At 46.8% G+C, this 14,541-nt stretch carries 7 protein-coding genes and 2 pseudogenes; 1 reads left to right on the forward strand and 8 read right to left on the reverse strand.

Features of this window, described 5'->3' with window-relative positions:
* Positions 1-43: 43 nt before the first annotated feature.
* The 3 genes and pseudogenes from TX77_RS01290 to TX77_RS13980 form a co-directional block, all read right to left on the reverse strand.
* Positions 44-4,429: a type I restriction endonuclease subunit R, EcoR124 family gene (locus tag TX77_RS01290; RefSeq protein WP_081651670.1), complete on the reverse strand. Its 4,386-nt coding sequence runs from the start codon at positions 4,427-4,429 to the stop codon at positions 44-46.
* Entirely contained in the window at positions 4,422-5,432 is a 1,011-nt protein-coding gene (locus tag TX77_RS13975; RefSeq protein WP_230197991.1) for a hypothetical protein, read from the reverse strand. The genes TX77_RS01290 and TX77_RS13975 overlap by 8 nt, the downstream gene beginning before the upstream one ends.
* Positions 5,429-7,002: pseudogene (locus tag TX77_RS13980) on the reverse strand (type I restriction-modification system subunit M). The gene TX77_RS13975 and the pseudogene TX77_RS13980 overlap by 4 nt, the downstream one beginning before the upstream one ends.
* A 1,026-nt stretch (positions 7,003-8,028) precedes the next feature.
* On the opposite strand from TX77_RS13980, the gene TX77_RS14305 reads away from it, so the two are divergent.
* The gene (locus tag TX77_RS14305) at positions 8,029-8,457 is read left to right on the forward strand and encodes a hypothetical protein (protein ID WP_288159864.1); all 429 of its coding nucleotides are present in this window, start codon (positions 8,029-8,031) and stop codon (positions 8,455-8,457) included.
* Positions 8,458-8,601: 144 nt separating this feature from the next.
* Here the strand turns inward: TX77_RS14305 and TX77_RS01310 are convergent.
* From TX77_RS01310 to TX77_RS01330, 5 genes and pseudogenes are all read right to left on the reverse strand, one after another.
* Positions 8,602-10,491: pseudogene (locus TX77_RS01310) on the reverse strand (TonB-dependent receptor plug domain-containing protein).
* A 240-nt stretch (positions 10,492-10,731) separates the two neighbouring features.
* Complete coding sequence (locus TX77_RS01315) at positions 10,732-11,694, reverse strand: helix-turn-helix domain-containing protein (protein WP_049917261.1); 963 nt, start codon at positions 11,692-11,694, stop codon at positions 10,732-10,734.
* Between the two features lie 10 nt (positions 11,695-11,704).
* Positions 11,705-12,520 (reverse strand): pyridoxamine 5'-phosphate oxidase family protein, encoded by an 816-nt coding sequence (locus tag TX77_RS01320; RefSeq protein WP_044503040.1) that lies wholly within the window; start codon positions 12,518-12,520, stop codon positions 11,705-11,707.
* A 159-nt stretch (positions 12,521-12,679) separates the two neighbouring features.
* Positions 12,680-14,230, reverse strand: coding sequence for a heme anaerobic degradation radical SAM methyltransferase ChuW/HutW (hutW, locus tag TX77_RS01325; protein ID WP_044503041.1), 1,551 nt, complete (start codon positions 14,228-14,230; stop codon positions 12,680-12,682).
* Positions 14,227-14,541 (reverse strand): flavodoxin family protein (locus TX77_RS01330; RefSeq protein WP_230197993.1); only part of this gene is annotated, 315 nt, incomplete at its 5' end. The genes hutW and TX77_RS01330, both read right to left, overlap by 4 nt.

Genomic DNA, 14,541 nt, shown 5'->3' on the forward strand with positions numbered 1-14,541 from the left:
GCCTCCTCCCTACGCCGATGAAGGATTGGAGGCCATTAATTATTTACGATTTTTCTTCTTCATCCGGATCCGGAATGTCAATCCCGCCTTCGAGGATAAACTTAGTGAGCAGTTCATCCACGCGGTTATTCACGCGGAATGGAGGTAAGCTTTTCCCATCGACTTTCGTGAAATACTTTTGGGCCTTTTCTCTTACTACCGTCGCTTTCAATTCATCAAACCGCCCGTATTCATTCAAATTATCTTTTGTTACATGAGCATCCATCATTTTTTGCAGGAGCTCCTCAGAACAGCCAAGGGAGTCAGAAAGTCTCCGTTCTTGCCGTCTCTTTGCATTGCTAGCGTACTCTACAATATAATCTCTGAAAGTCTTGCCTTCCGTAAAGCAAACATCCCCGGTCTGTACATCGTGAAGAAAGAGGTTAGCATACTTTTGTTCTTCCTGTGAGAGGAAGGCAAACGATTTGTGGAGTTCCGTCAGCGTCGCTTCTACAGCAGCCGGATCCGCATTGGGATCGCTCAGTTGTTTTCTCCACTTTTCAAAACGAGAGTTCATATAGTCGTTGTCAATAACCCCCGTGTTCTGTTCGGTGAGATAAGGATCGATGGGGAAGGTAATGTCATCATCATCCCCTCTATTTCCATCATCAGGTTTGCGCAATTCTTTGTACCGCTGAAGGAGGATATTATACTGTTCTTCCGTCGGCAGCAGATGAATGATTTCTTCCTTGCTCGTATCTTCTGCATCAATGATAGAAGAATATTCAGTCTTATCCCAAGTAAAGCCCTGAATTCTTGCCGCCTGCAAATAGGTAGAAAATTCACGGAAAAGTTTGGCAAATTTTGCTTTTGAAGGAAGATCTTCCGGTAATCTATCCATAGCCGGGACATCGGCATTTTTAAAAATATCTACCATATCGGCAAAAGTTACATTCATATGGCGAACATTATCAGGCAGATGGTCCGCAAAAAGACCTTGGGGACGATCGCCGGAATAGAGCTGCACAGCGTCTTCAATATTCCGCTTCATCGTATGAGGCATTCGGTAATAACGAATGGAACCAAACGGTTTTTCATTGATGTTAAAAAGCCGGTTAGTACGCGAAAATGCCTGGATTAAATTCTGATAAACCAAAACCTTATCCAAATAAAGGACGTTAATCCACTTAGAATCGAAGCCGGTCAGCATTTGATTGACGACAATCAGCAAGTCCAACTGCATTTCAGGTTCGACTCGTTCATAGGGCTTCTTGTGGGCCAATCTTGCCGATACATCTTTTTTAAACTTAGCGTATCCGCCGATATCGAAGCACTGGCCGAAGGTTTTATTATAATCTTCGAGCATCGCTTTTAGTCCGTCTTCTTTATCAAGCGAACGTTTTCCACCTTGATTATCAATCGTCGGATCAAAAAGCCCGGTTACTTTCAGTTTGGGATATTTTTCCCTGAATTTACGATAGTAACGGACAGCTTCCGGAATGCTGCTGGTAGCAAATAAAGCATGAAATTTATGATTTCTTGACAGGGTCAACCAGTTTTCGGCGATATTATCGACTATCGCCCATTCATATTCATCGGTCTGCCAGGCTTCATCTCCTACATAGTCTTCTATCCCCTTCAGGTATTTTCCGTCCTCCTGGCGTTGTCCTGCCATGGGCACTTCAGATGGCGACATGAAATGATAGTACTTCTTGCTCATACTTGGATTCGTTACAGCCTCTTCCTCAGAACTTGCCCCGGATTCCTGCAAGGCAACTTTCTTTCGCAACTCGTTGTCTTTATAGACCATTACCATCGTGGGGTCGAAGCCGAGAACATTTTTATCACGAATACCATCTGCAATACTATAGCGATGCAATTCATCACCAAAAATATCAGCCGTCGTCGTCATAACTTTTTCATTTTCACGGAATACAGGCGTTCCCGTAAATCCGAAAAAGAGCGCATGGGGGAATGTCGCCTTAATAGTGGAAAGCATTTCGCCAAAGGTAGAACGATGACATTCATCAATAATAAATACGAGACGTTTAGATTTCATGGCCTCAAGGTCTTTTGCCTTCATGCTAACTTCTGCATCGTCTTTGATATTGCTCATCTTCTGAATGGAAGAAACAATCAAGGTATTTTTAGGATCATTGCTTTTCATCTTGCTTATCAGAGTGACCGTATCTTCTGTTTCCTGCACGTCATCGGCATTATCGGCAAAAGCCCGATATTCCTTGAGCGACTGTGTACCAAGTTCAATCCGATCCATCAAGAATACGACTTTATCCGCATCTTTCGAAGCTGCGATAAGCTGAGCTGATTTAAAGGAAGTCATCGTCTTGCCAGATCCCGTTGTATGCCAAATATAACCCCCAAGCTGATTTCCTTCTTCCCAGTCATGTTTAGCCACACGGTCAGAAATCCTATTGGCAGCATAATATTGGTAGCTCCGCATGACTTTCAAAACCCCGTCAGCATCATCTGCAACGGTATAGAACCCGACTAACTGATGAGCCATGGGAATTGACAAAAGCAGCTCGGCAACACGCTTCCAATCGTTGATAGGATCATTATTCAAATCTGCGCAGTGGAAATAAAAATCTGGATTGAACCGTCCATCGGGGCCCGGATTCGAAAAATACAAAGTCTCGGTCGGATTCATTGCCACAAAAATCTGGATAAGAGAGAAAAAGCCAGTAAAAAGCCCTTCATGAGCGTATTTTTCAATTTGATTGGCCGCTTCAATTACGGGAACACCGGACTTCTTCAGTTCGATATGAAAAACAGGCATGCCGTTAATCAGTAACATCAAGTCACCGCGTCGGTCTTGCAATACTTTTTCGTGACGGGCAAATCGAGGTTGTTGAACGATCTGGTAGCGACTTTGTCCGGCGGCAATTTCCATGCGGTCATAGATTTTCAAGCTTACTTCTTTGCCATAGTGCAAGGTATCTTTAGGGTTTTTTCGAGTTATGGATACAGTTTTCCCATTGATGAAGCCGTTTAAAGCCAAAGGAGTCCGAAGACGATTGATTTGTTCCAGAAGATCATCGATTTCTTCTTGAACAAGAGGAAAATCACCCAAGCGGTCGATACTCCGATTGTTTTCAAAAAGAATATTCGCCCAGTTTTGAATCAATTCTTTTTCTGTCGGATACTTAATGACATCCTGTCCCCAACCGTAACGCTGCAATGCAGTAATCAAGGCCGCTTCAAAATCTACTTCTTTATCAAAATCATCCATAACTTTACTCCTATTCTTACAAAATTTCCATAAATTCAGCTTTCGTTGATGAAGGGTAATGAGATCGTCAAGATTTTTTAGATAAGCTCCGATTTTCTTCTGTTCAGCTATATCCCTAGGTATCATTAAAGTTGTTTCAAAAAAATCATCCGGAGCAATATTCAGCAATCCATGATTTCTTGCTCCTTCTGCTGCAATCATCCGAATACTTTTATACCATAAAGCAGTATTATAATAAGAAGCAAGATAATCTGAATCCACCTGGTTTTCATCAAGAATTCTAAAAATAATATATAGTGTCGATAAAACCCCATTCTCATATCGATCAAGGCGTTTAATTGCTCCCCAAGGCGCATCAGTAGATGTGCTTTTATTGTAAGCAAATTCACCTTTATGAATAAGATAATAATTACTGACATCTTTACTCGCAATACGTTTGTCAAAAAATTCATTCTGATCGATTAATCCATATTGAGCCGATATTGTCAGTGGTAGATTAGATACAAGGTCTTTATTTTTTCTTGTAACTCGTCCAACTATGTGACCCAACTTACGCTGTTCCCAATCGCCCGTAAAACCAGAAAATCGAATTTTCGGCACTTTTTGTCCATTTTTCGGAAAACAATTTTCAATCATCGATTTTTTAATAATTTTCAACTTTTCACACTTACGCTGATGAAGGGTAATGGTTTTATCTAAATACGTGAAAAACACACCTATTTTATCTTGTTCCGTGGCATCGACTGGAATCATTACATGTTTTTGCTCCATCCCTGACTTTGTAATATGAATCATTGTTGAGCCATTATGCCCTGCCAATAACGCCTCTTTATCCCTATCAAGTAATTGAACCATAAAATGTTTCTTACCCGTATTAGCTAACTCAATTTTCCAAATATGGTAATGATAAATGACTTTTTCCCCGTGCCAAATATGAGGGCCAAAAGTAGCAGACCATGTATATAATAAATCTCCGTCATTTGCATAATATCTTTCTGGAAGTTCAATATTAGAATAGTACCACGAGTCATTTGTATAGAAATTCCCTACACGCAAAACTCTATATTTTCCTTCATCTAATAATTCAGTTTGAGAATACGCTCTCCCGTTTATAAATGTGGCAATGTCTCCTAACTTACGCTGTTCCCAATCATCAGTGAAGCCTTTAAAGCGAATGCGTGGTTTTTTCGTCTTATTCATCAGTTTCACCACCTATCAATTTTTGTAATTCTCGGATTCCCGCCATATCGGCATCAGACCCGGTCAGATCCGATAGCATAGAAGATAGTAATTTCTCCGTACGTCTAATATCGTCTTCAATATCCTTCATAGTGACAGAATATTTTTGTGCCAGTAATTCCACTCGTTTCGTAAAATCGTCAATCATGGCATCAGCAAGAGCGGCGATGTTATTTACAATCGGGGTAACCCATTTTTTATGAAGAAGCTGCCGTACATCTTCATCAGAAAAGTTTTCAATCGTCTCTTTTGTCAAAAGATGCAACGAAGTTTCTTCTTCTTTGATTTGTTTTTTTAGACTTTTTTCCTTGTCATTCAAACTTTGAGCACTCTTAAGAATTTGAATCAATACCTTGTTGTCCGCTTCATCTTCCTTGAGTACTTTTATGACACCTTTTATATTCTTGAATACAAACTCATCATTTGATTCATTCAAAGCATCGCTAATAGTGTTTTTATCGTCTTCACTCAAAGTCTCAATCAGTTCTTCATAAGCATGGGGAATTTCAGCGAGCTCATCGCGTTTTTTCGACAATGCATTCAATTGCTCAGAAAGGTAAAATTCTTGGACCAACTCGAATTCAAATGCATGCCCTTTCCACCCCTCTTGAACCTCAACTTCTTTCCCTTTTTGTTTCTTTACAACCATGTTGGGATCAACTTTTTTAAAAGTATCTATTCCTTCTGACTGAACGAGCTCTAAGTCTCCAGAGATGATGCTATACTTTTCTTCAAAACTTTCATACGCCTGGTAAGGGTCTAAAATCGGAATACCCGAAAAATGATCAAAAAGATCTGAAGCAATTTGTTCCTCCATTTTAGGGATAGAGAGCGACAAAGACTGATCAATCAGATTTTTATCCAAATATTCCCCGAAATCAGCAAATCGACTGTGAAAACGTCCCAGAAAATTCTGAACATCAAGATTATTCCGAATCGTTGTTTTAATGTCCTCATTCTTCACAGAAACATATTCATCATCGCCGGTAAAGAGATTTCTTTAAGAGATGGAAAAACCTCCCAATAAGAATCTAGGACAGCAAGTTCACTCACAGGAATCCCGCCAAACATGGAAGCGTAAATATCATAACTTCCCGTCTCTTCCGAAGAATCCACGTAACGCGGAATATTCAAATTATAGTCATTGGCCCTAATTTCATCACGGCTGACCAAGCGGGATATTTTTCTATACTCAGCCGTCCTTTCACTGTATCCACGACACGGCGAATATCAGAAGGCCTCAATCTATTATTTTTTCCCTCCTTTGTAAATCCCTTAGAGGCGTCGATTACAAGGACATCTGTATTTTCTCTTTTTTGCCGCAATATCATAATAATGGTTGGAATCCCTGTACCGAAAAAGATATTCGCCGGAAGTCCGATAATCGCATCAATATTATTCTGTTCAATAAGGTTCTTACGAATTTGTCCTTCTTCACCGCCACGGAACAGAACCCCATGAGGCAAGACGATTGCCATAATACCATCAGGCCGCAAGTGATAGAGATCATGCAGTAAAAATGCATAATCAGCTTTAGACTTAGGCGCAAGGCCGTACCTGGAATAGCGTAAATCATTTTCTCTTCCAGACGAATCCCAGCGTTGAGAATAGGGCGGATTAGAAACGACAGCATCCACATAGAGTGGATCATACGTCCCGACCGGATCGGAGTCTTCAAAATACGGCCAGTCATCTTCCAGGGTATCTCCATTGCGAGTCACGATATTATCCGGCAAGATACCGCGCATAACAAGATTCATCCGGGTCAGATTGTAAGTATTGGACTTTAGTTCCTGTGCATAATAGCGAATACGATTTTTATCTTCCATATATTTTGCCGTCGTCTGGCCTATGTTGATAAGAAGACTGCCGGAGCCACTCGTCGGATCATAAATCTTGATGTTTTCTCTGCCTCTCAGTTGATTGGCCACAATTTCAGACATGAGGAGAGAAACTTCATGGGGTGTATAAAATTCCCCTGCCTTCTTTCCGGCATTGGCGGCAAAGTTTGAGATCAAATATTCATAAATGAAGCCCAATACATCATAATCCTGTTTTTTCTGCATAGGGATTTCATCAATGAGATGCGCCAGATCACGAACAGATTTGGTTTGGGACTTAGTGTTTTCACCCAGCTTGGAAAGTCCCGTCTCGAGGGTATTAAAAATCCCTTCAAATACTTTTTTATGAGAAGGAGAAATGAGACGAGTAAAGGAAGATAATGCGGTACGCACATTGTCTACAGAAAAATCAGAACCTAAGTGAATCCAAGTTGAAAAGAGATCTTTATAGGAGATAAAGTACCCGAGATTTTTCTGAACAGTACGAACCGTTTCGAAATCCTCTTCATTTACATAATTTATAATATCTTCCTTCGTATATTCTTGGGACAGAAGCCACTGCTCTTCCTTATCAGACAAATATTTATAAAAGATAAAGCCAAGGATATAGTCTTTATATTCATTAGGTTCGATTTTCGACCGCATACGGTTTGCAGATTCCCATATTTTCGCAGCCAGCTGTTGTTTATTCATTGAAGTATACTCCTTACTATATATTCGTTCAATAGTCAAACGTTTGATTCTAATCTCAATAAAGTGCCGTTATCATCGTAATATTCCTTATTATTAACGATTATCCTGCATAATAAATAGTATATCATCATTCCATCCTTTAGAAAAGAAACACCGACAGGAGTCCGTATCATCACTCATCCGTCAGTAACAATAGGATGAAAACAGGATATCCTATGACAAAGTCACAGAACATCCTGTTTATTCAGAGTCAAACGATGATCTTATTTGCCTTTAAAGGTCGTTTTACGTTTTTATACGAAAGCAGCTATGTCTTTTCCATGAGGATCAATATCTTTGGAGACAAAGTTAGAGTTTTTAGAAGACAAGTAAGTTATCATTCCAAAAGTATTCTTACAAACAGAATAAAACAACCTAACAAAAGCCGATACAAGACATCCCTAAAAGATGCCCTATATCGGCTTTTCTCATGCAAGATTCAGTTTTCAGTCCCCCTATAGCATTACCTCCTTTTTCTAAAAGGAGTCCAATTAAATCTGGAGATTTTAGTAATGCGACGGTTGAGCTGGTCAAACTTGTTCGGCGAAAGCTTGTTTCAGTCCCCCTATGGCACAAACTCCTTTTTCTAAAAGGAGTCAATTTAGACCTGGGGATTTTGGTAATGCGACTGCCAACAACACAGATCGCATGTCTTGGTCAACTGAACGTTTCAGTCCCCTTACGGGGATTTTGGTACTCTGGCTTATCCGATAAAGCCGTCGAAGAAGTTGCGTGGTTTGTAAAGTTTCAGTCCCCTTACGGGGATTTTAGTACTCTGACGATGACGATTTCTGCCACTTATGCGCCGTTGCCGGAGTTTCAGTCCCCTTACGGGGATTTGGTACTCTTACTGATAAACCCGGAAAGCCGCGGAATATCAAGACAATCCTGTTTCGGTCCCCCTATGGCACAAACTCCTTTTCCTAAAAGGAGTCTAGTTAAATCCGGGGATTTTGGTACGCCGACACGAATATAGGTATGTAATCGATGTTGGATTTGACTTGTTTCAGTCCCCTTACGGGGATTTTGGTACGCCGACGCCAATTGCTTCAAGCCGCATGGTGGCAGTATCTACCGTTTCAGTCCCCTTACGGGGATTTTGGTACGCCGACGAAAAGCCACGGAAAATATCTGGTTGTTTCCGGATCGTACGCGTTTCAGTCCCCTTACGGGGATTTTGGTACGCCGACTCTGTCTCTCAGTACCCGCTCCCAGACTGGGCTCACAGGCGATTTTTTCAAACCTCCGGCTTTTTTCGTCTTTTTCGGGGACCCAGGTGAAAAACAAAAATCAGGCAATGGCGATTATCGGCTTGGTTACGCCATTTGTAGCCATTTTGGAAATTTTCAAACCTACGGGGTTTTTGGCCCTGAAATAGGTTTTCCAAAGGTCAGTCGTACTTTGACTTTTCTTTAGTATACGTTTTTCGACTTTTATTGTCAAACGAGTAGTCGCGTTAACTCCATAAAAAAAGCCATGCCCGAACGGCATTCGTCCGGAACATGGCTATAGGGAAAAAGGGATTGGCTGACCGGTACTTACGAGGAAGAAGCCGGTGTATTAGAAGGTAATTTCAATGCCCGTGCGCCAAATGCGTCCGTCGAGGTAGATGGCGTCGATCTTTTTATTGAAGACGTTGTCGATGCCGGCGAAAAGGCGGGTCTTTTCATTGAATTTACGGTTGACGACGAAGTTGAAGGTTTGATAGTTGTAGGCTTTATGGGTATCGCTTTCGTAGTAATTATGGACCCACTGTTCCCAAATCGTGGCATTCCAGCCCGTTTTCTTATGGTCGTCATAGGTAAGCTGCCAGGTCGTGATGTTGTCGGCAATGCCGTCGACGCCGTGAGCTGATGCTTCTGCCGATGCCGATTTATTGCTGGCCGACGTCCAGTTGCTGGTCACCTTCGTATCCCAGCGGTCGGACAGTTTGCGGCCTAAGGTCAATTCGACGCCGTGGGTCTTGGTCGTGCCGTCGATGTTGTAATACTGGCTCCAACCGCTGCGGCCGCTGCCGACGGTATGCGTCGATATCATGTTTTCAATATCGTTGTGGAAGTAGGTCAGTTTGCCGAAGGTCTTGCCCCATTCCCCTTCATAGCTGATGTCTCAATTCTTCGATTCTTCGGGCTTCAGGTCGGGATTGCCCAAGGTCAGGACCCCCATGTGGGTATAGTCCATGTAGAGTTCGCTGACGCTCGGCGCCTTGTAGCCTTCGCCCCAATTGACCTTGAAGCGGTTGTTGTCGTTGAGGAAGTACGTCGCCCCGATGTGGGGCGTCGTCTTGCTGCCAAACTGGCTGTGATGGTCGTAGCGGACGGCCGGGATGATGACCCATTTGTCGCCGATGAGCCATTCGTCCTGGATGTAGGCGGCGTAAGTGCTGACGTCCTTGCCGTCGCTTCCGTCGCTTCCGAAGTTGACGCCGTCGACGCTGTAGCGATTGTATTCCGTGCCGTACGTCAGGGTATGGTCGCCGTTGATCTTATGGCTGTTCTTGCCTTCAATGCCCCAGATGCTGTAGTTATTCGTTTCTCCGTATTCTTTGGCCAAGGCCGTATAGGGCAGGAAGCGGAATTTATTCAGCTTGCTGTAGAAGGTGCGGATCATATAGTCGTCGTTCTCGGTCTTACCGGTCAGGCTCAGGCTGGCGTCGCGCCGTTCCGTTTCCAGCTTGGCGTCGGCCAGGCGAACGATGCCGCCCCAGGCGCCGAGGTTATATTCTTTATGGCTCCAGTCGCCGGTCAGCTTATCTTTATAGTAACCGAGGTCGAGGTTGAGGTTCTTATTTTCGCCGAGTTCATAGGTACCGCTGAAATTGTAGCTCTGCTTCGGCCCTTCGAGGTTCTTGACCGGAAGGCCCGATACCTCATGTTCCGTCCACTGGCGGTCCTTGGAAAAATTCATATCGAAGGTGCCGCTGAACTTGCCCTGCTTCCCTAAATCGATGTGGTAGTAATTGGATATGTTGGTCGTCCCCGTGGCAACGCCCATGGTAACCGACGGTTCGCCGGACGACTTCTTGGTAATGATGTTGATGACGCCGGACAGGGCATCGGAACCGTACTGGGCCGAGGCGGCACCGCGGACGATTTCGATACGCTCGATGGTATGGACGTTCAGTCGGTCGAGGGCCAACAGGTTCTGTGTCGTCGACGTATCTTCAATGGCCGTCCGCTGGCCGTTGATCAGGATAAGGGCACTGTTGCTGGCCATGCCGCGCATGGAAATGCGGTGACCGAAGCCGGTGCTGGTATTCATGATCTGTATATTATCGGCCAACCGCAGGGCCGAATAGACGTCGGTGGCGCCTAATTTTTCAATGTCCTCGGCGGTAATGACTTCGACGGTCTGCGGCACGGTCTTGACCTCCGCTTCCGTCCTGGTCGCCGTAACGACGACATCCTTCGTCGTCAATCCTTGTTCCGTATCCCTGTGCATCTGCCGCATAGGCCGGCAGGGACAGGGCCATCAGTATGCCCCAAGTTACATAAGCAGCGCTTTTATGCCTCATCGTTTGATAAGTCCCCTCTTTCATTAGTGATTTTGAAAACATTTCTCGTTTAAAAGGGTACCATATCTCGTAGTCACATTCTACTCCATTCAGCCAAAAAGCACTCCATTACGACATTTTTTTCACAAATCAAGGTCTTCCTCCGCCTGATCGAGCGCTTTCACCAGCCGGTGAACTCAGGCCTCCAATCGGTCCGAAAAGGCCTGCTGCTTGCGGTATTCCCGAGGCAGGCAGCCGGCCGTTTTTTTGAAGGCCACGGCAAATTTACTGCTGTTTTCATAGCCCACGCAGTTGGCGACTTCGAGGACGCTCTTTTCAGTCTTCACCAAGAGTTCCATGGCTTTAGCCATGCGCAGTTCTTTCTGGTACTGATACATCGTCGTCCCGTAGACATCCTTGAAGCAGCGCTTCAGCGACGTCGGCGCCATGTTGTAGCGTTCGGCCATGGCTTCTATCGTGCAGTGGCAGCTCAGATCAGCCACCAATTCCTGGTGGACCGCCTTCACGGTTTCGACTTGGCGCCGCGTCAGGTACGGGCGGTCCAGTCGCATCTTGCCTTCAAAGGTGCTGAGGAAGAGAAAAATTTCTAAAATCTTCAGGCGGAAATATCGATGGCGGATGGCCGGCGGCACGTGGTAGAGTTCATAAAACAGATGCTTCATGGCCTCGTTTTCCTGAACGATAATGCCGAAATCGGAATCGCTGCAAAAGCGGTCGCACAGGGACATCAAAGAGAAGCTCTCCTGTTCCAGCAGGCGGTCCACGACGGATTGAGCCCGTTTTTCATCGACCAGGACCGACAAGCCGTGATAGTGGGATGACGGGAAATAAGCCATGTGGCAGTAATCGCTGCAGCTGCGGCGGCCGACGGACATGTCGCCCTTGCCCATGTACAGGTATTCTCCGTTTTTAAATCGGCATTCGATGCGGCCTTCTTCGCAGTGATTGATGGCAAAGACGTCGGGCCGCAGAGGCGCATAGCAGGAAAATTCTTCCATATGGGCTTCGAGATAGCTGAGGGTAATGCCGGGGTAGACTTCCCAGTTGTTCATTTCGGCCGTCCCCGTTTCATTTTCTAAAGACAGGACCGTCAGCGGTCCGTCGTGGCGAACCATCTTGATCGTCGTCGTATAATCCATGATAACCTCCTTAAAGTATGCACCAAGTCTGGCGTAAAGGCTGCTTCCGTTTGGCAAAGCCGGACCAGACAAAGGTCATCCGCTGCGGCGTCAATTCGATGCCGTGGAGAACGACGGCCATGGCTGCCAGCCGTTTTTCGGAAATCCCCTTGGCGGCCGCCGCAGCTTGATAGGCCGGGTCATCGGGTTCTAACAGTCGTACGGAGCCTTCGATTTGAAGGCCTCCCAAGTGGTCCGTATCGGTAAAAGCATCGAAGACGGCAAAGGCCGCCCGGGGATTTCGGTAGAGATGAATGAATTTTTCTCCGCCTTCACTGAAGAAATAGAGCTTTTGCCCGACGAAAACGTACTCGATGGGCGTAGCCCGCAAGGTGCCGTTGCTTCCAGTCGTCAGAACACCCGTATTATGCTGGGCCAGAAAATCTTCCATGGCCTGCACAGCCTCTTCATCGGCAAAAGGCTCCGACCACAGGGCCTTGAGGCGCCGAGCCGTTTCCATCGTGTCTTCGAGAAAATTTTCACTAGAAACGAAAAAGGACGCCGCTAAAGACCGTCCCAGTCCCTCTTCGACAGCCGCCGGGCCTTCTCTGATTTCAGTCTTGGCCGTAAGCAAAAGAACCAAGGCTTTCCCTGAAAGGGGCTCCCGCCATTCGGGAAGGGACGAGAGCATGTCTCCCCTTTCCCCCATGACCAAGACAACCCGGCCGTAACGCTGCCACGACGGAGGCGATTCATAAAACGCGCAGGCCCCCATGCCGACCATTCGGCTGACCATAAGGGCTATTTTTCTGGTTGCCTCATCCTCATAGAGATAGAGCGTATTCATTAGAGCCTCCTTTATAAATAATATTGACTCTCATTATAATTTTAATGGATAGCCGTAAACCTTGTCAAATACAAGTAAAAACTGCCGCCCGAAGCAAGGGAGTGGCTCCGGGCAGCAGTCGCTTCGGACCGGTGAAGGGCCGGCCCATCTATAGGGGAGTTACATAGAACCCATGCGCTTCATGACAGCGCTCAGTTCTTCCGGTGAAAGATGCTGCATCGCTTCTGCCATCTTTTTCATGGCTTCCATGCCGGGCTGAACGCCCTTCTCTTTCATTTTTTTCATCGCCGCCGCCATGGCCTCGGACTTGGCTGAATCTTGAGCAGCGACGGCAGCTAAGTTCATGACCGATTCTCCTGTCAGGAGATACTGCATGCATTCCAGCGTCGTCTGGGTCAGGTTGACCTGCCAGAACTGCCCGGCTTCGGTGAGCATATAGAGGGTGCCGTTGTCGGTCACCAGTCCCCGCGCCTGCCAAAGGTCGTAAAGCCACTTCAAATCGCCTAAGCGACTGTCCTTGGCGATGAGACCGTTCAAATCGAGATAGCCCTGTTCCATTTGGACCTGGACGAAGTCGATCAGCGGCCGCAGGGGCGACTGTTTCATGAGGGCCATGAAGGGCTTCTGCCCCTGGCGGACAAACATTTGATACGGCGAAATGGCCCGGTGAAGCATCGTTTCGTAGCCGTCGACGTGACCGCCGGCGCCGCTGCCGAAGGGAAACATGGCGGCCCCCGACCGGGCCAGCACGTTATACAGGCTGCGCTCCCGGTTGGTCCGGCTCCAGTGGCAGATATTAAGGCGCCGATAAGCCCGTTGTTCCAAATAGACTTTCGCCTCGTGGAACATCTGCGCTTGGACGGACGTTTCGGCCGCCCGTTCCAATCGACCTTCGGAAATAGCTTTATTCAAGTCGCTGCCGTCGAAGACGTTGAGCTGATATAAGTCGGCCCCGTCGGCGGCACATTCCGTCAAAAGGCGCAGGTCGCGGCGCCAGACATCCATGGTCTGACCGGGCAGGCCGTACATCAAATCGATGACGATGACCGCCTGGTTATAAGCCCTTACGTCATCGAGTCGGCGGAGGACGGTCTCCTCGTCGTCGAGGCGGCCGACGGAGCGGCGGACAGCCGTATCAAAGGACTGGACGCCGAGAGACACGCGGTTGACGCCGTTTTCAAACCAAATATCCATCTTTTCCGGGACGACGTCGTGGATCCGCCCTTCCAAGGTCAGTTCGTAGTCATTGGCCAAGGGCAGGCAGCGGCGAATCGTTTTCAAAAGCAAGTCGGCATTAGCCGGCGACAGCGATGTCGGCGTGCCGCCGCCGATGAAGACGGCATGGATCAAACCGTCCCGCAGGCGGGGGCTGTCGGCAGATTGTTCCAGTTCGTCGACGAGACAGCGAACGTATTCGTCTTCGGCCTCCTGCTCGGTTCCGTTTTGAAAGAAACCGCAATACAAGCATTTTGTTTTGCAAAACGGAATGTGGATGTATGCCGTTTGGATTTCCCGCCCAGCAGGCCGACGGCTCATGACGTCCTGCCAGATCTGCTGCGACTCGGCCGGAGCGATGATCTTTCCGCTCAATCCGGCGTGGACGACGCGCTTTCTCGGGAAGGCGTGCCCTAAGGGATCGCCGCCGGAGAGGCCAAACTGCAGGGCCTGCTCTTCCGGCGACAGACTGTCGTAATAAGCCTGTAAGCTCATTGCCCGCCTCCTTCCAGCCAGTGCAGGATATCGGCAGCAAAATCAAAGGCTCGCTGCAAGTCGTCTTCATCGGGGTGCTTAGCCGCTTCGGCATGGCGAGCATCCCGTTCCGGAGAGCGTCCGTGGGGATGGCCGGCAGGAAATTTTTTATACATCATTTCAATGATTTTCGGATCCACTGCGCCCTGGCAGATGAAGGTCCCGACGACGTCCGTCCCTTCGGGCAGGAGTCGTGCACCTTCGTCGAGGCTCTTTTGCGCGTGTTCCGACCGGGGATCTGCGCCGAGGGTTGCAAAGAGGGCGACCTTCGG

It is taken from the genome of Megasphaera massiliensis, assembly GCF_000455225.1.
Classification (GTDB): Bacteria; Bacillota; Negativicutes; order Veillonellales; family Megasphaeraceae; genus Megasphaera; species Megasphaera massiliensis.